Origin of the sequence: Dokdonia sp. (assembly GCF_039945015.1) — a bacterium.
Lineage (GTDB): Bacteria > Bacteroidota > Bacteroidia > Flavobacteriales > Flavobacteriaceae > Dokdonia.
On sequence record NZ_JBDUXP010000007.1, the window covers coordinates 183627 to 206429 of the forward strand.

Genomic DNA, 22803 nt, shown 5'->3' on the forward strand with positions numbered 1-22803 from the left:
TACTCCATATTCGTATATGCTATCAAATCCAATGAATAAAATCCTAATAGTTGTACTAGTTCTCATTACCATTTCTTGTACATCTTCAAAAGAGAACTATAAATATCCTTTTATCGCTAATCAGGAAATTACAGAAACCTATCACGGTATTACTATTTCTGATCCATATAGGAATATTGAAAATACAAAAGATAGTATTGTGTCTAATTGGATGAAAAATCAATCAATTCTTGCGAATAAGATATTAGACTCATTAAATGGAAGAGATTCTTTAATTAAAACGCAAAAATCTTTTAATCAAAACAGTCTCTTCCGTATTTATGGAATAAAGAAAACAAACGACGGTAAGTATTTTTATTTAAAAAAAGAAAAACAATTAAATGTAGCTTATATTGCATATCGAGATTCTTTGAGAGGCAAAGAGCATTTTTTATTTAACCCTTCAGATAATGCTATTACTAAAGGGTATAATATTAACTATATTAAACCAAATTGGAAAGGAGATAGAATAGCAGTAAGTCTAGTGAAAGGTGGAGATGAAATTGGAATTATTGTTATTTTGGATGTGAAGTCAAGAAGTATAGATAATACAATTATTCAAAATACAGATCCAGTTTCATTTTATGGAGTAAATTGGTTGCCAGATGACAGTGGTTTTATTTATGTTTATATTCCTCATACTAATCCCAATTCACCTGACTATTGGTTAGAAACTAAATCTGTTTTATATTCTTTAGGTACAAACCCAGATATACGTAATGTAATTTTAGAAGCTGGAACTGATAAAAATTTAATTTTATCAAAAGAAGATTTTCCTGCAATTTCAATATATCATCAAGAAGATATATATGCTTATGCTAAAGTAGGTGGCTCTTCAAGATTTAAAGACACGTATTATAAAAGAGTGGAAGATTTAGCTGATACTTCTGTTCTTTGGAAACCATTATTTAAGAAAAAGCATAAAGTTAGAAGATTTATTCCTGCTAAAAATAATTTATATTTTTTAACTGCTTTAAATAATTCCAACTATCAACTTGCAAAAACTAATATACATCAACCTGATTTTGAAGAATACCAAGTCATTGCAGAGCCGATGAATAATCAATCAATAACTGATTATGAACTTACAAAAGATGGAGTGTTTTATGTAGTAGAAAGAAACGGAGTTGAAGCGACTCTTTATTTTACAGATGGTATTACTACAAGAATTATAAATATGCCTACAAAATCGGGTAAAATTACTATTTCAAGCCTAGGTGCTAAATTTTCTGATTTATGGATAGTTAGTAGTGGCTGGTTAAATAATCCTATAACTTATAAGTATAGTATAAAAGAGAATAAATTCGATCAGTTGAATTTAAACAAACCTATAGATTACTCCGATTTTAATGACCTTGAAGTTCTTGAATTTGAGATACCATCGCATGATGGCGTCATGTTACCAGTTTCTATAGTAAAACAAAAATATGTAGAGTTAAATTCTAAAAATCCAGTTTTATTATACGGTTATGGTTCATATGGTACGTCTTTAAAACCATTTTTTAATTCTTTATTTCTAACTTGGGTAACTAAAGGAGGACTTTTAGTAATTCCTCATGTGCGTGGTGGTGGAGAAAAAGGTGACAAATGGTATAAAGATGGAACAAAAACTAATAAATCAAATACTTGGAAAGATTTGATTGCTACTACAGAATATTTAATTGATGAAAAATATACTAATCCTTCTAAGATTGCTGTATGGGGAACTAGCGCTGGTGGAATAATGGCTGGAAAAGCTATAACCACAAGGCCAGAATTGTATGCGACAGCTATTTTTATATCTCCAGCCATGAATATGCTTAGATCAGAAATTCAACCAAATGGATTGAATAGTATTAAGGAATTTGGGACAGTTAAAAAAGAAGATGAATTTAAAGCACTTTTTAATATGGACTCATACCATAGTATAAAAAAAGGGGTAAAGTATCCTTCTGTATATGTCTATGCAGGTGCTAAAGACGGAAGAGTTGTGGTTTGGGATCCAGCAAAATTTGTTGCTAGACTTCAAGCTAGTACTACATCAGAAAAGCCCATTTTATTTAATGTTGATTTTGAGTCTGGTCATGGAGGAAGTGTCAGTTCTGCTAATTCAATTTATAAGCTTTTTGCAAATACCTTATCTTTTGCCCTCTGGCAAACAGGGCATCCAGATTATCAATTAAAAGAATAAAATATATTCCTTACATGAGAATACTTATTGTTTTTCTGACTCTTTTTTCTACAATCATTTCACAAGCACAACAAAAAGACACCCAAGTATCTTGGAGTAAGCTGGTTAAGGTAAAACCCTTAACGGAGTCTCAAGAAAAGAACTGGCAACATCTGGATATAGAAAAAGACACAATCCCTGGCTTAAGTTTTAATACTGCATATTCAAAATTATTAAAAGATAAAAAAGGTAAAGAAGTAATAATTGCACTTTTAGATACTCCAGTAGAAATTTCTCATAAGGGATTGGTAAAACGTGTTTGGGTTAATGATGATGAAATTGCTAATAACAATGTTGATGATGACAATAATGGATATAAAGATGATGTTTATGGTTGGAATTTTTTAGGAAATGATGATGGGGAGATTAGCGATTTTCAACATGAAGAATATATTAGAGTATATGCCAAATTTGTTTCAATGTTTTCTGAAAATGATTTTGTAGTTGAAGATTCTTTAAAGTTGAAAAATTACCTTAAAGCTAAATCAATCTATGAGAGTAAGTTAAAGTACGCCAACGAAGAGTTAGAGTACTCTAAACTTATTAGGAGGGTTAGAACAGAGGGGTTAAAAGAATTAAGGAAGTACTTTCCTGATTTAGATTACGAATTAGGTGATTTAGATAGCCTTAAAAAACAACATCCAGAAGATGAATATTTACAATTACAAATAAAAAAGATGTATGGGGCTAAGAAGTATGGTATAACTGAAAGCTATATTTCTATTTACGAAAAAGAAGCGAAAGAGAGAATAGAGAAAGCTGTTAATCCGTATTATAATGAAAGAATAATACAAAATGACAATCCTAATGATATTGAAGATCGTATTTACGGAAATGGTAATATAAATTTTAATACAGATAAATACACTCATGGTACTAGAGTCTCTGGTGCCTTAGGTTTTTGTTTTTATGATGATGTTGTTTATAATTTTACTCCTCAAATTAAAATTATGCCATTAGTGAATTCAATAAATGGGGATAGACACACAAAAGATATTGCAATAGCAATAATGTATGCTGTTGATAATGGTGCTAAAGTAATAAATATGAGTTTTGGTAAAAACTTTTCATTAAACAATGAATGGATTGAAGAATCGATTACATATGCTGAAAAAAATAATGTACTTATAGTCACATCTGCAGGTAATACATCAACAAATCTAGATGAAAAAGACATAATGAACTTTCCAGATGATAGAGGTTTATTAACAGGAAAAGAAATTGTATCAAACTTTATTAAAGTAGGGAGCTCAACACGATATTTAGATAAAAGACTAAAAAGTAGTTTTAGTTCGTATGGAAAAGAAAACGTTGACTTATTTGCTCCTGCTGATAGTATATACACTATTATGTCAGGAAATAAGTACCGATTTGAGCAAGGGACTTCTATGGCTTCAGCTGTAACTTGTAGTGTAGCTGCCCTTCTTTTTTCATACTACCCATCGCTTAAAGCCTCAGAAGTAAAACAAATACTTATGGATTCTGGCGTGGAGTATGACATTCTTGTGGATGTACCTACTAAAGAAAACCCTGATCAGCAGTTGCCTTTTAATCAGCTCTCAAAATCAGGTAAGATTGTAAATGCCTATAATGCCATGTTGATGGCAGAAGAATTTGTGAAAGCAAAGAAGAAAAAATAAATTTGCCCAAACGATTAGGTGACCCCTTTCTATGAGCATTTGGTGAATGATATATTATAAAATTGTCTTATAATGGTTTTTTTCTATCACTAACTCTTTGTCATTCCTAACGTAATGGAATCTGTTGCAGGAAGAGTTATACACTGTGAAGTAAGTGTAGTTTACAACACTCTTCTTGCTTCTACAAAGGCTCGTTTCCAATACCGTTCCTCTAGTGAAGAGGTGAGTACTCCTTTTGAAGAGGTAGAGTGTATAAAGTAAATCTGCCCACTTTTTACAGCGGTGACCAATCCTACATGATTGATCTGTTTGCTATTTTTGTTGGTTTTGAAAAATACCAAATCTCCTTTTTTTGCACTGCTTTTTGAGATGGGTTTCCCCTTTTTTGCCATATCGCGAGAAACGCGAGGCAATACAATATTTTCTTTCTGAAATGCCACATATACCAATCCAGAACAATCCATTCCTTTTGAAGTTGTCCCGCCAAATTTATACTTGGTCCCACTAAATGCTTGTGCGTGTAAAACCACACGTTCGGTTTTGGGAATGTTACGTTTTTTTGAAACTGTTTTTTTAGAACCGCCACAAGAAACAAGTAGAGATGCTGTAAAAAGAAAGAGGAATAGTTTTTTCATAAAGTATCGTTGTATCCTGATTTGGGTAAAACAAATATGAGGAAAATATAACGGTTGTGAAAATGCTATTTTAAAACCAAAGAGTATAAGACAACGTATAGAATCCTTAGAAATGATGATATAAAAATCAGTATAAGTGAGTATGTGAAACATATCAAAGGCTTTTACATTAGTCGATGTGTGGAGAAGGCTACGTATCGTTCTCCAAAACACACAGTATACATGTTTTAAAAACAATACTTTTATGACCGTTCCAGCCACCAATTCCTATTATGGGGTAATGATTTCTAGTACTTTTCGCGATTTAGAGAAACATAGAAAGGTTATAAAAGACGCGCTAGAAAAAGAAGATTTGCATGTCGTAGGAATGGAATCGCACGTTGCTAGAACAGATGATTCTGTCTATAGTTCTTCTATGAGTATGGTGGAGAAAAGTGCTGCCTATATCGGTTTAATAAGCCATAGGTATGGACAAATCATAGAATCTAACACCTTAAACCCTCATGGGTATTCGATCACAAGGTTAGAGTATGAAAAAGCACAAGCATTAGGATTGCCTACGCTTATGTTTATTATGCACGATGATCATCCCGTAAAAAAGCATGATGTAGAAACTGATCTGATTAAAATAGAAAAGCTGGAAGATTTTAAGAAAGAAGCCAAGAAAGGGCGGATTTATATTGAGTTTGAAGACCTAACGCATTTTGCAAAAGAAGCGCCTCATGTCATGGCACAATTGCGCAGGGAAATAGCAGAAAAGAAGGCTCCCGTTATCACTACTCCAGATATTCTTGAGAAAAAAAAGGAAACAGAAAATATCATTAATATCCCTCCTAATCTCTATGCGCAACCTCCCTATATAGGATCTCATAAGTTTGTAGGACGAAGAGCAGAATTAGAAAAACTAAATGATTGGGCACAAGCTTCCGACCCGCATCCTGTCTTACTTTTTGAGGCGATAGGCGGGAATGGAAAAAGTATGTTGACCTGGGAATGGACAAATAATCACGCTTCGGAAACACGTACCGATTGGGCAGGGAAATTCTGGTATTCGTTTTATGAACGTGGAGCATTGATGTCTGACTTTTGTAGACATGCTTTGGCGTATATGACACAAAAATTATTGGGGGAGTTTAAGAAGAAGAAAATGCCAGAACTCACAGAATTGTTACTGGCACATCTTAGAGCAAAACCATGGCTGTTTATTCTAGATGGATTAGAAAGAGTTTTAGTGGCATACCACAGGATTGATGCAGCTGAAATTCTAGATGAAGAGGTGAATGACCCTACCGATATCATGAGTGATCGAAATCCCTGTGCGGCTATCCGCCCACAAGATGATGACTTAATTTTAGCATTAGCTTCAGTTGCACCATCTAAAATTTTAATCAGCTCACGACTCATCCCTAAAGTGTTGATCAACCCTTCTAATTTACCTATTGCAGGGGTACAGCGTTTCCCTTTAACAGGATTACGCCCTAAAGATGCTGAAGCTTTGATCAAATCTTGTGGTGTTTCTGGGGATAGTAAAAAAATACAAAACTATCTTTCTGAAAATTGTGATTGTCACCCTTTAGTCATTGGCGTATTGGCAGGCTTAATCACAGATTACTTACCTGATAGAGATAATTTTGATGCATGGGTAGATGATCCTGAGTTAGGTGGTGGGAAACTCAATTTAGGAACCTTAGACTTAGTTCAAAAGAGAAACCATATTCTTAAAACAGCATTGGAAAGCTTACATCCTATGAGTAAGCAATTACTCTCTACCTTATCCATGCTTACGGATGTTATAGATTACCCTACACTTTGTGCCTTTAATCCACATCTAGATATAGAAGCAGAAAATGTATCACAACCTCAAGCCATTTCTTTATTAAAAGAAACGGTAAAGAATTTGGAACAACGAGGGTTTGTACAATACGATCACTTGAGCAGCACGTATAATCTCCATCCTGTAGTACGAGGTGTCGTCGCTGGAAGTCTCCAATCAGAAAAACGCGTAGCGTATGGACAGCTAGTAGTAGATTATTTTTCTCAAAAAGCACATAAACCCTATGAAGAAGTGGAAACCTTAGAAGATGTGAGTAATGGAATACATATTGTTAGAACATTGCTCAAAATGGGAGAGTTTCAGAAAGCTTATGAAATTTATGTAGGTGAATTGTCAATTGCAATTAAGTTTAATTTAGAGGCTCATAATGAGAACCTTATGCTTTTACGCCCCTTTTTTTTAAATTCTTGGAGTGAGATGCCTGAAGGAGTTAGTAAAGCTGCAAGTAGTATAATTCTTAACTCGGCCGCTATTAGTATAGGTTATTCTGGAGAAATAGAAAAGGCACTAATGATGTTTAATAATATATTAGAATATGAATTGAAAGAGAGAATGTATTCTCATAACTTTTTAGTTACTCTTTGTTCGATGAGTGTTTTTTTTCTGAGAATTACTATGCCAAAGAAAAGTATAAAGTATATTATACTTGCTATCAAAGGATCAATATTGGTGTATTCACAAGGAATTGAATTTTTAGGACGGTGTAATTATTTTTATTGTTTAATTTTTATAGGAGAATATAAAAAAGCAAATGAAGAATGGAAGTGGATAGAAAAAAACATTAACAAATCTTGGTCTAGAAGTTTATATCGTTTAGGAACAGCTGAAAGTGTATTTTGTAATTATCAATATCGAATAAGAAAGCTTAAAGAAAAAGACTTAATACATGCAGAACAAAAAGCGAGAAAAGGTAAAAATCGAACTGTAATTAGACGTTTGTTATTACTCAGAGGTGTATGGAATATAGATAAAAATAAATTGAAAGGAGCAGAAAAAAACCTTTTGGAAGCTGTTATGATGGCTCGAAAAACTGGTAAAGTAGAACCTCAAGAAGAAACGTTATTAGCGTTAACAAAACTAAAACTAGGAACGCTGCAAAACCCTAAAGAAAAAGCGTTGGAACTTGAGAAAATGAGAAATCCCCACCATCTTTCATTGGCTCAATTATGGGAAGCCATTGGGGATACCCAAAAGGCTACAGATCATGCTTTATTAGCGTATAAAAAATATTGGGGAGAAGGAGAGCCCTATGTAGACCGTTTTTACTTGGAGAGAACTAAAAAACTCCTTTTAAAACTAGGAACCACTCCTCCAGATTTACCACCCTATGATCCTACAAAAGATGCACCGAACCCTATAGAAGCCAAAATTGTAAAAGCCATTGCACAACTTAGAAAGGAAAAAGAGGAAGAACAGGAGTTAAAAGAAGAAGAGTAGCTTTTTTATTATAGAAGAGAGAAGAGAGAAGAGATAAAAGAGCATAGAACATAGATCAAAAATAGAGTAGTACTCTAATTTAGAGTGTTACTCTATTTTTAATTCAGAAAAATGATATAAAGGGAATGGTGTGGTTTTCGCTTTTCGCGAAAATAGGATGCAACTATGCTTATTAAAGTGCTTCTATAGGAATCGTCTATGTTCTAACAGCGCAGTGGTCTATATTCTTAATCTTTACTATGTCCCACAATCATCTTCGCTGTTTTAGAACTTGCGCCACGACCACCTAGTTTTTGTTCTAGGTCATAATAATCTAGAAATAAAGCCGCACGATGATAGTCGTCTAGTATTAAGGTAAGAGATGCTTTCAGCGTTTTGGTAGTAAAGTCATTCTGGATAAGTTCTGTCACTACAGACTTATCCATAATAAGATTCACCAGCGAGATATACTCTAGTTTGATAATCCGTTTGGCAATTTCATACGAGATCCGACTTCCTTTATAACACACCACTTGCGGTACTTTAAACAAAGCGGCTTCTAGCGTTGCAGTACCCGAAGTTACGAGGGCGGCATTTGCAAAACTCAATACATCATACGTTTTATTCATGATTAAACGTACCTGACTATTCTTAAGAAAGGGTTTGTAAAAAGAGGCATCTTGACTAGGAGCTCCTGCAATCACAAATTGATAATCAGGATAGTCATCTACCACACTGAGCATCACACTAAGCATAGCATTTATTTCTTGTTTACGACTTCCTGGTAACAGCGCAATGATAGGACGCTCGTCTAGTTGATGTTCTTTTGCAAAGGCATCTGGATCTGCTTGTGTACGACCCGCAATCGCATCAATAAGAGGATGTCCTACAAAATGAACAGGATAGTTATACTTGTCATAAAACCCTTTTACAAAAGGCAAAATAACATACATATGATCTATAGTTTCCTTAATGGTTTTTACACGCCCTGCACGTGATGCCCATACTTGCGGACTGATATAATAATGGGTTACAAACCCTTCTTGTTTTGCCCACTTTGCAATACGGAGATTAAATCCAGAGTTGTCTATAAAAATAATCACATCTGGTTTAAAAGCCGCAATGTCTTTTTTACAATCACTTATAAAACCTAAGACCGTAAAGAGATTTTTAATAATCTCTATAAAGCCCATAAAGGCACGTTTTTTATAATGAGTGACCAGTGTACCACCTACATCTTGCATAAGATCGCCTCCCCAAAAACGAATGTCTGCGTCTGGATCTTCATGATACAAAGCCTTCATAAGATTTGATCCGTGTAAATCTCCACTAGCTTCTCCTACAAGTATGTAATATTTCATTTATTTTTTTAAAATTTTTATTTCATTGAAAACGAAATAAATAAAAATTTCTTGTTTAGATCAACCGCTATGCTTTCGCATAAAAAATGTAATTATTATGATTGATAAACAACAAATTTAATTTGTTTATGCTCATTTCAAATTATAAGAATTTACGAACCATGATCGCAACAGCGATTAATACAGTAATCATTAATACCCCACGCGCTTTATAATCTTGCTTCTTTTTTATAAAAATGAAAAAGGCAACAAGATTAAGTACAGCACCTAAGGTGACTATCTTACCAAAATATCCATCATCTGTAGCATTTTGTAATACCTCTAGTAGTGTTATTCCATATTTAGAAGCTAAAAACAAAGCATATAATGTGGCCCCTATGGTATTTGCAATGAGTCCTACGATCGCTCCTGTAATGACGTCTTTTTTCATAAGTAAAGATAGCGGTCTTCGCTATGTTGAGTTAGATAATGTATGCAAAAATAGGGATCATTTTTAGGATGTGCCTTATGACGCTTTCGCGAAAGCGTAAAAATGTACATTCCCCGTATAAATAAGCTTAAAATTCCCACGTATTAAGCTCCTGTATAAAGTGATGTGCCGTAAGATCAAATTGTACAGGGACAATAGAAACATATCCTTGTGCAAGTGCCCACTCATCAGTATCTTCTCCTTTGTCTTGGTTTTTAAATTCTCCCGAAAGCCAATAATAATCCCTCCCTTGAGGATTGGTACGTTTATCAAAATCTTCTACCCACATCGCTTTTGCCTGACGACATACCTTAGTGCCTTTGATTTCAGAAAATGGAAGCTTGGGGATATTGACATTGAGGACAATTCCCTTAGGAAGTCCGTTTTTTAATACGCTTAGTGTAATCTCTTTTACAAAGGATTTACATGCGTCAAAATTTGCATTAGGACTATAATCCAATAAGGAAAATCCAATGGCTGGAATACCTTCTACACCCGCTTCTACGGCAGCACTCATTGTTCCGCTATAAATTACATTAATAGAAGAATTACTCCCGTGATTAATCCCACTTACACAGATATCTGGTTTGCGAGGTAAAATTTGCTGAGTAGCAAGCTTTACACAATCTGCTGGTGTGCCAGAACAGCTATACTCTTTATGAGTGGCATGTGCGTCGAGTTCCATAGGGTCACAATACAAGGTGTCGTTTATAGTAATGGCGTGTCCCATGGCACTTTGAGGGCTGTCGGGAGCTACTACCACCACATCGCCTATAGTGAGCATAACATCTATGAGTGTGCGTATTCCTTTGGCCGTAATTCCGTCATCATTTGTGACAAGAATAAGAGGTTTGTCAGTCATTCAATTATTAGTTGGATTCTATCTGCTAAAATACGTAAATTGCTTTTCCTAAAATCAATTCAATTTTGATCTTATTTTTTAAAGTTAAATTGATAGGGTGTCACTTAAGGTTTAACAAAAAATTACGACGGTATGGTAAAAGATGGCACAATTTTTAATGTACATTGGTAGTTAAAAAATGCAAATACTCGATTATATGGCAAGGAATTTAAAATTAATAGCTCTCGCATTATTGTTTTCTGTAGCGAGCTGTAGTTTTACTACAAAAGAAATAGAAGATCCTGAGAAGGACAAATTATTATTAGATCTTATCTCTTACGTTATTGAACGTGGTCATTTTGATGCAAAAGATATGGACGACTCTTTTTCTGAGTCCGTCTTTGAAGATTATATAGATGCACTAGATCCTTTTAGACGATTTTTTCATAAAAAAGATATCGAAGAGTTTGCAGTATATAAAGACAAAATAGATGATATGGTAAAACAAAAGGATCTTACCTTTTTTGATCTTACCTATACCCGTTTTGTACAACGATTTGCAGAAGCAGAAGAAGCTCAGAAAGCAGTGCTTTCTAAACCTTTTGACTTTACAAAAAATGAAACGATAGATACGGACTACGAGAAGTTAGAGTTTGCAAAGAATAAAAAAGAAATTAAAGAGCGCTGGAGGTTACAATTAAAGCTCAATGCTCTTAGCTCTTTTTATGATATGAAAGATACTCAAACCAAAACTGCCGAGGCAGAAGAGGGTAAAGAAATTCTTTCTGATAAAGCAGTTGAGGTAAAAGTAAGAGAAGACTTAACAACAACAATGAAGGACTTCTTTGATCTTACTAATGAACTTGAACGTAAAGATTATTTTGCGACATTCTTAAATGCAATTGTAGAGGAGTATGATCCACATACTAATTATTTTGCACCGGTAGATAAAGACCGATTTGACCAACGTATGAGTGGTCAGTTTGAAGGAATAGGAGCAAGGCTTCAAAAGAGAAGTGGAGAAATTCACGTAACCGATATTATTTCTGGAGGACCCGCTTGGAGACAGGAAGAATTGCAGGCAGGAGACATTATATTAAAAGTAGCACAAGAAGAAGATGAGCAAGCTACCAATGTACAAGGGATGCGTCTTGATGATGCGATCAAACTTATTAAAGGCCCTAAAGACACCAAAGTAATCCTTAATGTAAAGCGTAAAATAGACGGAAGTATCAAAGATATTGTCATCACTAGAGATGTTGTATTACTAGAAGAGACGTATGCAAAATCTGCTTCTGTAAGAAAAGATGATCATAATTATGGGGTGATTAATCTACCTAGTTTTTATTTTGATACAGAAAATCAAAATGGACGTAATGCTGCAACAGATATCAAAGAAGAAATTATACGCCTTAAAAAACAAGGTATGGAAGGTCTCGTTATAGACCTACGTAATAATGGCGGAGGTTCTCTTAAAGCGGTTGTAGATATGGCAGGGCTTTTCATCAAGGAAGGACCGGTTGTACAAGTTAAGACAAGTGGAGAAGAGCCAGATACATTGTATGATGAAGATAAAGGAATATTATGGGATGGACCTCTTGTGATCTTAGTAAATGAAAACTCGGCTTCTGCTAGTGAGATCCTTGCAGCAGCGATGCAAGATTATAAAAGAGCCATCATTATAGGAGGAAAACAAACCTTCGGAAAAGGAACTGTACAACGTTTCTTCCCTCTTAATAGATGGTTACGTTCAAATGATCACGGAGATATGGGATCACTTAAAGTAACAATTCAGAAGTTTTACCGTGTTAATGGTGGATCTACACAACTAGAAGGAGTAAAGAGTGATGTTATCGTTCCAGATTTATACAGCTATATTGATATAGGAGAGCGTGATCAAGAAAACCCATTACCTTGGGATAGAATTAGAGCAGCGACTTATGATGCTTGGGATGGTTATATAGATTATGAGAAAACAATAGAAAGTAGTGTAGCTCGTATCTCAAAAAGTGAGCAACTTAAACTTATTAATGAGTACGCACAATGGCTTAAACAACGTAGAGAAGAAACAAAGTGGGATTTAAGCTTCGAAGGATATAAAGCTAGAGTTCTTAAAAGTGAAGAGGACACAAAGCATTTTGACGCTATAGATGATTATGATTCTAATCTTACATATGCTTCATTACCTTACGAATTAAAGTTGTTTAAAAATGACACAATCTTAAAAGAAAAGAGAGAACGCTGGCACAAAAGTCTTGCAAAAGATATTTATGTAGAGGAAGCAATTAATGTGCTAGAAGACTTAAAGATCAATAATATAAGAAAGAGTAAAATAGCTGCGATAAAAGATTAATTCTATGTCGCAAGCCACAAACTCTCTTACAGGTTTAGCGCTCCAAAAGTTCAGGAAGAACTTTTGGGGCGTTTTGAGTTTGGGCTATATTGTGTTTTGCGGTCTTATTGCACTATTTGCTTATGTGATTGCACCGGATAATAGCCAGAATGCAAACCAAATGCATCTGTCTATACACTCTAGATCTCCAGGTTTTTCAGTAACGATGCTTACGATTCCTTCTACATTAGAAAAGGAATCATTTTCTATAGGTTCTCTTTTCTTTGGAAAGCGTAATAATGATACAGAAATTCCAATAACAGATTATACCTTAGAGAATGATTATATTATGTATACGCCATATGCTGGGGATGATATAAAAGGAATTTCTAAGCGACTGGATATGGAAGAAGGGGTTGCTGTGTCCGCTTTCGCGAAAGCGAATATCTCCTCAAGAAAATTCTTATTAGGAACCGATAAATATGGTAGAGACCTTATGAGTCGTATGTTTGTGGGAACTCGCATCTCGTTTTCTATAGGTTTTGTAGCCGTTTTTATATCCCTTCTTATAGGTGTACTTATGGGGGCAGTTGCTGGGTATTTTGGAGGAAAAATAGATACTGCTATTATGTGGGTTATTAATGTGACTTGGTCTATACCTACCTTATTACTAGTGATCGCTATTACATTGGCCTTAGGGAAAGGTTTCTGGCAAGTATTTATAGCTGTAGGATTGACGATGTGGGTTGAGGTTGCACGTGTGGTGAGAGGACAGGTTATGGGAGTAAAACAAATGCAATATGTCACTGCAGCAAGAGCTTTAGGATATACAGATGGACGTATTATTTTAAGACATATTCTTCCTAATATTATGGCGCCTCTTATCGTGATTTCTGCTGCAAATTTTGCAGGAGCTATTCTTATAGAAAGTGGTTTAAGTTTTTTAGGAATAGGAGCACAACCACCTATGCCTAGTTGGGGAGCTATGATTAAAGATCATTATAGCTATATTATTTTAGGAAAACCCTACTTAGCTGTCATCCCTGGGTTAGCTATTATGTTACTTGTAATGGCATTTATGTTGGTAGGAAATGCTTTGAGGGATGCACTGGATGTGAAGAGTTAATCTATTTTTAAATAATGATGATATATAATAATGCCAAGGTTTATATATACCTTGGCATTATTTATTTTATGTAGAATTAATCTTCACCTCCTCCAGTAAGACACGAATGTACAGCTTGGGTACCTAAGCAGCATCCATTACTAAGAGGGAAGCCACCGCAATCTCTACATTCCCTTGCTGTGTATATAGGGCACCTAGAATCATTTAGACCTCCTTTAATTTCTCTTTGCTCTTTGTTGTTCAATTTTTGAACTCCGTTTAAATTTGAGATTTTTTTTAACATAATAATTGTATTTATGGTTCATGTATGTTGATGAAAAATTAGAGATACTCATCATATATCTATCCTAGCAATGTACGCGTGTGATATATGTAATCAATATTAACACGTGGTTTGCTGGCAATTATCAAAACAATTTCCTAGCTCAATTTTATCTCTAGAAACGAGAACATAATGGTCATAACAAGCAATACAAGAATTATTTCTTGTTGTACTTTTTGAGCTGAGGTGCTAAGTATCTTTCTTATGTTTGAAATATTTCTTAGCATACTAGTGAGATTTAAAATGAATAAATTTTGATTAAAGACATGTCAATAGTCTTGTCTATTTCTCCACAAAAAAAATATTTTGGTTTAAGCCTATTATATGGTTATTTAATCACAGCACATTCCATTCATACAGGTTCCTCTTCCATCAGCTCTATTTGGATTATCATAACAACAACAGCCATCGCTGTCAGATTCACAAACAAATATTTGACAGGCATTTCCTATCCCTCCATTAATTGATAATTGTTCAGTTCTGTTTAGGATTTTTCCTAATTTTAATAAATTTTTCATAGATAAAACATTTTGATTTTTAATGATTGCCTTGATCCATTAAAGACACCCAAGGTTTGTGTCTATCCTTGCAAGAGTATTTTTATACTACATTTATAGTAGTTTGATAGTCAAATGATTGATGAAAATGCTTATTTACTTAAAAATAAAAAAATATTATAGTTAAATATCTGATAATGTGAATTTTAACAACGAATAGTTGTGAATTTTAACGTTTCTGCTACTTTATTGTTTAAAAAACCTTCTCTTTCTAAACGTAAACCAAAAAAGCGAACTACTCAAGAGTAGTTCGCTTTTTTAAGCCATAATATGTTCTAATTACATTTTTATTACGTTTTTGATAAAAGAAGACGTGTCTCTTAACGTTACCTTCATAAAATACATGCCCTTTTTAAGGGTAGCTATATTAATATGGTTACTGTTTACCATTTCTTTTTTCCAAAGAAGACGTCCGTGTGTATTAAATATTTCTATTGTTTCTATTTGGTTTGCTTTACCCTGAAGTTCTATATAGAGTTCTCCTTCTGTAGGATTAGGATAAATCACAATCTGATTATCTAGAGATTCTTTACTGTTTGGTTCTATGTCGGTTAAGACTTCCATAGCTTCAGTCGTGATAGGAGCATCACTACACATAATCCTAATGTTATCTACGCCTACATATCCATCATTAACAATATTAGTTGGATCTGGTATAATAGGAAACTCAATACTCAGTGTTTCAGAAGTCGCTGTAGCTTGCATGACTATCGTAGTGGTATACCATTGGTTTGTATAAGTGGTTGAATAAACTTGATAATTTACAGGTGTATCTGAAACCTCTGTGCTACCAAAATTTACTAAAGGCATATATTGTAATTCTTCAGTCTGTCTTGTGCCTCCAGAAGCTGATGTAGAAATAGGGGAGTGCTCAAAGCTTATTTCATAATATTCTCCAGGTGTTAATCCATCTATGGTTGTCGTAATGCCATTGTATTCCGGAGCTCCTATTTGTTTTTGTGCCCATAGCATGACAAAGTTTTCTCCTCCTGTGCTGGAAGCATCTGCTGGATTGTTATTATAAGTGCCATTAGGAAACATCCATAGGTTTCCATAATTACAACCTTGTGCATTATAGACAGCTTCATCTGTTACGATATAGTGAGCAGCGTGATACTTAGTTGCCTTCCATGGGAATGCTGTATTCCAAGCAGGGTTAAAGTGTCCAAAAGGAAACATCGTGCAGTCATTACCATCACTATAATCTTGCTCGGCAGTTTCAAAATCAAATAAGATATCTACTTGGCAGTTTTCAATACAAGAAACTTGAATATCTATACTATCAATGAAACTAGTAGTGTCAGCAGCAGGAATAGTTACCGTATCAATCAAGCCATTTGCTTCTGTATAATGCAGACCAGTTGTCTCATCCATGTTACGTCTTAACTGATACGTTTCTGTGGAGGTAATGTTGCTAATGGTTAATTCTGAACCATTAGCTATTGGTGAGGTATTGTCCGAAGTAATCAGGTCAGTATCATTTAGTGTGAGTTGGATATCATCACTGGTATAAAAAAGGTCATCATCACCAGCTAACCACCAAGAAAAATTCATCCCTCTGACAGTGCATAAATTTGTACCAATCGTTGTTAATTCATTTAGAGAGCAGTCAACTTCAACTTCTGTTTCAATTTCTTGAATAGTATCTTCAATAATTTCTAAGTGATCAAATAAAATAAATGCAGAGTTTCTTGCAGAAACAAAAGCACCTTCATATTCTTTATCAGTAACAAATGAATACACGTGTTGTGAAATTTGATCAGAGGTTGAAGTGAAATTTGTTACTAACTGTGCTAGATAACTTGGTGAATTTTCTTGAGGAGGAGCGTCTGGATAATATGTGTCTTGATCTATATCTTCAAAAAAACCAATACGATACCTTCTTTTTACCTCTTCATCACTCAGCCCTTTACTAAAATGACTTACTATGTAACGCTTGTTAGGTTGTAAGTTAGAAGTTAATTTTGTCATGACTCCTTTTGTTCCTTCCAAAGCAAAAACTCCATTATTGTTAACTATATCATCAGTAATAGCAGGTATATGAGCAACTAAATTTGTAAGGTTATAGACATCAAAAAAGTATCTTGCTCTATGATTTATCGGATACCATCCAGGCATAAAATCATAGGGAACTCTTGTCCCACTTGAAAAAGTATTATTAAGCACAAGAGGATGAGATGGTAAATCATAATCGGTAATGAATTCAGAATTACATATTAAATTACAATCTGTATTTTCAGAAATACAGTCAAAATCCACTAAATGATCTGAGCAAGGAAGTATTTTAAATGTTACGATTGCAGGATTACTTAACCGACCTGTAGTATTTTCTATAAGTTGATAACGCAACTTATACTCTCTTCCAAGTAGACCTTGATCTATATAATTTAGGGTAATACTATTTGTATTATTCTGTACTTCAACCTGAATATTATCTGCTATTGTGATATTACCAGGTTTTAATAGATTAATCACTTCGGTATTCACAATACTGTAATTAGAAGCTATGATATCGTTTTGTATAACATCTATGGTATACAATGGACCATCACATTCATTAAATGTAAAGTAACTTTCTTCTTCACAAGGGTCATCAATTGCATAGGCGATATTGATATTACTTGCAGAGAAATTAGGATCTCTATTTGGATTTGGAGTTGTGTTGTCAGTAATTAAAAATTCTGATCCATACGTTGATGTTGTTTGGTATCCTAACTCATTAAGTATACGTACTTCATCATGATGTAGTCGTTTATATTCTAAATACGAATAAGAAGGGGACATGATATACTTTACGCCATTTGTACAATTGTTAGTGTCATTTATATGAGATGGTTGTACAAAATTACCATCACTATCCATACTGTGTAATGGGAATGTATGACTTGTTGTTTGAATCGTATTTGTAGGACATGGATCTTGAAATGCTACACTAGGATTAATTCCTGCAGAAATATCCCAGTCATATGGATTAGATGTATCTATAAAGGGTATAGCGTTATTAAAAAGTAATGTATCAAATGGAGATATAAAATCACTAGATGTAATTCCATTACCATGTTCATCTAGAAATGAGATAAATCCCATGGCATGTAATATTTCGTGCTGGATAATCCCATAAAGGTCATAGAAATCTCCAGTTAGATTAGTTCCATCTACATCCATGACTCCGTCATTATTTATATCATCAACAAGATTATCTATATAAAAAGAGTCTAATAAATTTTGATTTATTTGGATAATACCATCATTAGAACTTGTGTTATAACCTGTTCCTAAATTTATTTTATTCCACACATCTCCTCTAATAATAGTACCTCTTCTTGTATTAGCAGCATATAATGCGGTACCAGTCGCTAATGGTTGATCTTCTATTGCAATTGTACCTTCATCTGAGAAGTCTACCATTTGAATTGTAAAAACTACTTGAGGAAAATTTCCATCACAATCTTTTTGAAAGATCAATAGCTGTTCAAGGTCTTCAAAAACCTGATCTATAATTAGTCTAAAAGGAGTAGGAGTGTTGTCATAGAAAGTATTAAAATGCCCTCCGGTAGTTACTCTTTTTTGAGTAGTAGATTTATTTTTAGTATTAAGTACTTCAGTACAATAATAATTTCCAAAGCGATCCATCGCAGACATTTCTTTACTGTGATTTTTGTCCTCATCATAATGTGAGGTATTCTGACAATGTAAGTAAGGCTGTTTTTTAGATGCAAATTCCTTACAAGTATGGGAACCACTGTTTATTTGGGCGTGTAAACATCCCAAAATAAAAAAACAGAAAAAAAGTAATGTAGATTCTCTTTTCATAATTTATTCTTTTATAATTTTTTTAATCGCTATAGCTTCATTACTAGTTTTAATATTGATGAAGTAGATTCCCTTTTTAAGATTAGAGATATTGATTGTAGTATTCTCAAAAGCTTCATTTTTCCATACAAGATGTCCTTGGATATTAAAAATCTCAATGGTTTCTATTTGATTAGATGTGTTTAATAGTTCTATGTTTAGATGCTCTTTTGTAGGAATTGGATAGATTACAATTTGATCTTTATCTGAGGTTGTAACTATACTATTATCATTTTCAAAAACAGTTGTAATCGTTTCTACACAGTTTATTTTAATATCGTCGATGGCAACATATCCATCATTTACAATATTATTAGGATCTGGGTAGAGAGGGAATGATAAAGTTAATTTCATACTTGTATCTGTGGCAACAAAAGTCATTTCTCTTGCGTACCAAGTATTTGGAGCTGTTGTGCTAAAACTGTAATAATACGCTTCAGGTCCATCCCATTCTGTTTGTATACCATTACCATCTTCAAGAGTTACTTTGGTTTTGTAATATAGATTTGGTGTTTGTCTTCCTCCAGGAGTAGATACGGGAGAATCATAGAAAGTAAGACTGTATTCTTTTCCAATTTCTAGATCATCTAGTTGTGTATGTACTCCACTATAGAATGCTTCATTATGTTTACGTTTTGCCCAAAAAGCCATGACGCTTTCATTACCCGAAGGAGAAGTGTCAATAGGATTTGAACTTCCTAACATCCAGATGTTTGTTCCGGTACCTTGATTTACAATAGAAGTACAATTATACTGATCCCAATAGTTTTCGGTTAATAATACGTGATAGGCAGCGTAGTACTCAATGGCTTTCCAAGGAAACGGTGTATTCCAAGCAGCATTAAAATGTCCAAAAGGGAAAGCAGTACATAAATCATTATCGGCATATGTTGCATCTGCAGTGTCAAAATTACCATAGACGTTAATTGGACAAGTTGCTATTTCGAGATTCCAAGTAACTTGATAATTATGTACGTTTTCATGAGTATCTACACGTAACATAGGCGTGATATCTTCAACGTTTACGGTAAGTGTATTTCCTCCTGTGTTAAGATCGCTGATTTGTAGGTTTAATGAAGATATATCGTTTGCTACAATGTTTCCATTAAGCTCCCACGTGATTTTTAAATTTGTTGTAGGGACTAGTTGTAACTGAAATGTTTGATCATCTGAAATTAAAATGGTTGTATTATTTGCGGGATAGAAATTATCTATTGGCTCAACTAACTCATGAATTGCTTCTATAGTCCCTTCTGTACAAACAGCACAAAAAGGGTTATTTAACAATCGCATTTTACAGTTTTGATGAGGTCTATTCCAAGTAGAGCAAGAACTAGTTGGTGCTGAACAATATTGATAGACACCTACATTATCATCGCCTACCCAATTATTCCAGCGAACCAAACTTGGGTCTGACTCTTGTGTCATATTTATGCCTTCTTCTGCATAAAAATCACCCGCCCAATATTCATCTCTTAATTGGACAAAAGAGTGGCCTAACTCATGAATGGCTATTTCATTTGATCGAAAATGCAACGACGCTGTAGGAAAATTTCCTCCACTTCCTCCATATTCAGGACTATTGACCAAGATCATAGTTTGATCATAATTAGGGAAATTATCAGCTAGTACATTCGTTATAGCTACTGTGTTAGTCGCTACCAGTAATCTGTGAATGTCAAAATAATCAAATGTAGATCCAAAGTAATTATCTACGTCGACTACATCGGTAAGTTCTATAGCTGTATTTTCATCATAAGCCGTATCTGGATGATCTGCTCCACTTTCATTAGAAGGTACTCTGATTGCATACACATTAAAATACTCTTGATATTCTTGGTATGGCGATTGCGAGAATAGCTCAGTGACAAAGTCCGTAGCATCATTAATAAAGTTATCTAACTCAGCTGAGGTATATCCATCAGGTAGCATCACTAGATTAATTCTATTTTCCTCAGGGCCATTAATTTGAATAGGTTCAACTGGAAATACCTGAGCCAGTAACGTAGTAGTTCCTAACAGAAATAATAGAATTGTTAAGTATATTGATTTCATATATGTTAGATTTTTGTGGTAATCAATTGGGTTGCCCTTTTATTTGTAGGATCGACCATGGTTAGCCTAATTTCTGTCGCTTCTTTCTCTAATGGTATTCTTACAAAAAAGACAGTTTCTTTTAAATAAATTTCTTTTACGGCTAAGTTTTCTTCCCCATTCACGTATTCTACATATGTATTTAATGGGTCTTTAATTTCAAAAAGGTCAAGCGTATTTGATTTTCCATCTAGTTGGTTACAAGAAATATACCTGTCTGTAGAGGTATACTTTTTATAAGCTTTCTTTTTAAAGGTCCCCTCAACAATTTTTTTGTTAATGAGTTTGATCTCATATGTTCCATTATCATTTTGTGTTATAGCATAATTTAAAAATGCCATGCGCGATGTTGTTTTTTCTTGAGCATAACTTGATTGAAAGAAAAGCAGTAAAATGCTCAACTGAAGAATAAATTTCATACTTGATTTTTATGTTTTTAAACAATTATTTTAGTAGACATAGTAGCTTACTTGAGCCACGAGATACCTAGTACAATTATCACATAAAAGCTGATCTTGATAGAAAGTTACATGCGCTATTTGATACTCTGAATATGTAGAATCACCATAGTCTTTTGCAACACAAGCAAAATGCTGCTTTATTTGGTTAGATATTGCTGGACTAATGTCATCAGATAAAAAATCATACGTTCCAAAAAGATTAGGACTCTCTTCAATACTAAAGGTTACCGAGCATACTTCTAGAGGTTGAGGAGCTCCCATACAAGTACTGAATTCTTCATTGCAGTAAAAAACGCCTTTTAGCTCATCTACGATGTCATTAGTTTCAGCATTATAGGGTACGTTTACTGTGATGTCATTTAAAGAATAAACGTCTGAACATAGAGTCATTGCCGAAGGGCTTACTGGTACCGTTTCTGCATAACAAAAATTAACATGCCCAGTAGTAGTGCCTCTTCTTTCTAAACTTTGATCTGTTATTTTTTCTTCTAATCCAATCGTTTCTTCTTCTGTCTCTGTTGAGCAAGAAATTAAGAAAGAAGCAGATACAATGAATGCGAAAATGAATGTGATTGTTTTTTTCATGATGTGATTGTTTTATGTGTGTTTTTCAATTGATTTTTACTAAGAAAATTCAAATAAAAAAGTGTAGTTAGTTACATTAAGGTTTATCAATTAGATTGGTAGATGAACTAAGGGGAACTTATACAAAGCACCCCTTAGTAATTGTGAGGTGTTATTAATCTCTACAACAAATACAATGTCCCATCGTAGGATGAGGATGATACCCTCTGTTACATGGCTCTTCTTCTGAAGACTTGATATAAGGAGCAAGACATACTACTTCTCCAAATGGTTTCATACCTCCTAAAGTATTTTGTTGTTGTTCTTTACTAAGTGTATTTCCTAAATTTGAAATGTTTTTTAACATAATAAGTATTTATAAAATGATAGTTGCTGTGAACATTTAAAGACACTCACAGGTTGTGTCTATTCTTCGCGAGAGAAATATTTTTAGATCAATGAGATAAAGCATCGTTAGTCTTGTAGCTTTCTAATACAGAAGAGCCATGAAATTTTGAAAATGTAGATGTATACGCTTTCGCGAAAGCGTATAAAAGCATCAGAAATAAAAATAAAAAATGATTGTAGAGACTATCTGAAAAGTAATTTGGTGCGTCATTTTGAATTTATTTCAAAATCTTATCTCAACAACTGCTAGTATTATGAGAAACTGAAACAAGTTCAGTTTGACGAAAATCACTCCTTTTCAGATAGCTTCTTTTTTAATTTAACTAATGATCATATTAGATTTTAGCAATCTCTTCGATCTAAAGAATAACGATTAATATCAGTACAAATAATTTGTATGCAGGAACCAGCTGGATGATCAGTAGGAGTAGGAACTGTATTATTAGGATCTGTAGTTGGTCCACATAGGCATATACTTTGCGCATCAGGAGCGTTAGAAAGCGTCCCGACTCCTATTTCTTGACCTCCTTGTATTTTAGTCAAGTTAGAAATCACTTTTTTATCAAATTGAAGTTTGATTTTCTTTTTTTTCATGATGCTTAATTTTAATTGTTTTTATTGAATTTTTGTTCTTTTTTGGTCA

The 22803-nt window shown here is 33.9% G+C and carries 17 protein-coding genes; 5 read left to right on the forward strand and 12 right to left on the reverse strand.

Annotated features, from left to right (window positions below; all coding sequences use genetic code 11):
• Positions 1–31 precede the first annotated feature (31 nt).
• Together ABJD27_RS07505 and ABJD27_RS07510 are read left to right on the forward strand one after the other, a co-directional pair.
• Positions 32–2209, forward strand: coding sequence for a prolyl oligopeptidase family serine peptidase (locus tag ABJD27_RS07505; protein ID WP_348174112.1), 2178 nt, complete (start codon positions 32–34; stop codon positions 2207–2209).
• Positions 2210–2223: 14 nt separating this feature from the next.
• Positions 2224–3888, forward strand: a complete 1665-nt coding sequence (locus ABJD27_RS07510) for a S8 family serine peptidase (RefSeq protein ID WP_348174114.1) — start codon at positions 2224–2226, stop codon at positions 3886–3888.
• Positions 3889–4049: 161 nt separating this feature from the next.
• Here the strand turns inward: ABJD27_RS07510 and ABJD27_RS07515 are convergent, their stop codons facing one another.
• Positions 4050–4523, reverse strand: coding sequence for a C40 family peptidase (locus ABJD27_RS07515; RefSeq protein WP_348174115.1), 474 nt, complete (start codon positions 4521–4523; stop codon positions 4050–4052).
• A gap of 244 nt (positions 4524–4767) precedes the next feature.
• On the opposite strand from ABJD27_RS07515, the gene ABJD27_RS07520 reads away from it, so the two are divergent.
• A complete protein-coding gene (locus ABJD27_RS07520) occupies positions 4768–7794 on the forward strand; it encodes a DUF4062 domain-containing protein (RefSeq protein ID WP_348174117.1) in 3027 nt (1008 codons plus the stop codon).
• 227 nt (positions 7795–8021) lie between these two features.
• Here ABJD27_RS07520 and lpxB read toward each other — a convergent pair whose 3' ends face one another.
• From lpxB to surE, 3 genes are all read right to left on the reverse strand, one after another.
• The gene (gene lpxB, locus ABJD27_RS07525; RefSeq protein ID WP_348174119.1) at positions 8022–9134 is read right to left on the reverse strand and encodes a lipid-A-disaccharide synthase; all 1113 of its coding nucleotides are present in this window, start codon (positions 9132–9134) and stop codon (positions 8022–8024) included.
• Between the two features lie 142 nt (positions 9135–9276).
• Complete coding sequence (locus ABJD27_RS07530) at positions 9277–9564, reverse strand: hypothetical protein (RefSeq protein ID WP_348174121.1); 288 nt, start codon at positions 9562–9564, stop codon at positions 9277–9279.
• A 127-nt stretch (positions 9565–9691) separates the two neighbouring features.
• On the reverse strand, positions 9692–10465 hold the full coding sequence (surE, locus tag ABJD27_RS07535; RefSeq protein WP_348174123.1) for a 5'/3'-nucleotidase SurE: 774 nt from the start codon (positions 10463–10465) through the stop codon (positions 9692–9694).
• Between the two features lie 196 nt (positions 10466–10661).
• Between surE and ABJD27_RS07540 the strand changes: the two genes are divergently transcribed.
• Complete coding sequence (locus ABJD27_RS07540; protein ID WP_348174124.1) at positions 10662–12797, forward strand: carboxy terminal-processing peptidase; 2136 nt, start codon at positions 10662–10664, stop codon at positions 12795–12797.
• Between the two features lie 4 nt (positions 12798–12801).
• On the forward strand, positions 12802–13902 hold the full coding sequence (locus ABJD27_RS07545; protein WP_348174126.1) for an ABC transporter permease: 1101 nt from the start codon (positions 12802–12804) through the stop codon (positions 13900–13902).
• Positions 13903–13978: 76 nt separating this feature from the next.
• Here ABJD27_RS07545 and ABJD27_RS07550 read toward each other — a convergent pair whose 3' ends face one another.
• The 8 genes from ABJD27_RS07550 to ABJD27_RS07585 form a co-directional block, all read right to left on the reverse strand.
• On the reverse strand, positions 13979–14185 hold the full coding sequence (locus ABJD27_RS07550; RefSeq protein ID WP_348174128.1) for a hypothetical protein: 207 nt from the start codon (positions 14183–14185) through the stop codon (positions 13979–13981).
• A gap of 371 nt (positions 14186–14556) precedes the next feature.
• Positions 14557–14742 carry a hypothetical protein gene (locus ABJD27_RS07555; RefSeq protein WP_348174130.1) on the reverse strand — a complete coding sequence of 62 codons (186 nt, stop codon included), beginning with the start codon at positions 14740–14742 and terminating at the stop codon, positions 14557–14559.
• 318 nt (positions 14743–15060) lie between these two features.
• Positions 15061–18594: a T9SS type A sorting domain-containing protein gene (locus ABJD27_RS07560; RefSeq protein ID WP_348174132.1), complete on the reverse strand. Its 3534-nt coding sequence runs from the start codon at positions 18592–18594 to the stop codon at positions 15061–15063.
• A gap of 3 nt (positions 18595–18597) precedes the next feature.
• Positions 18598–20688, reverse strand: a complete 2091-nt coding sequence (locus ABJD27_RS07565) for a M64 family metallopeptidase (protein ID WP_348202021.1) — start codon at positions 20686–20688, stop codon at positions 18598–18600.
• Positions 20689–20693: 5 nt separating this feature from the next.
• Positions 20694–21068 (reverse strand): hypothetical protein, encoded by a 375-nt coding sequence (locus ABJD27_RS07570; protein WP_348172141.1) that lies wholly within the window; start codon positions 21066–21068, stop codon positions 20694–20696.
• Positions 21069–21176: 108 nt separating this feature from the next.
• A complete protein-coding gene (locus tag ABJD27_RS07575; protein WP_348172138.1) occupies positions 21177–21773 on the reverse strand; it encodes a hypothetical protein in 597 nt (198 codons plus the stop codon).
• Positions 21774–21927: 154 nt separating this feature from the next.
• The gene (locus tag ABJD27_RS07580; protein WP_348172135.1) at positions 21928–22119 is read right to left on the reverse strand and encodes a hypothetical protein; all 192 of its coding nucleotides are present in this window, start codon (positions 22117–22119) and stop codon (positions 21928–21930) included.
• Between the two features lie 383 nt (positions 22120–22502).
• A complete protein-coding gene (locus tag ABJD27_RS07585; protein ID WP_348172132.1) occupies positions 22503–22754 on the reverse strand; it encodes a hypothetical protein in 252 nt (83 codons plus the stop codon).
• Between the last annotated feature and the right edge of the window lie 49 nt (positions 22755–22803).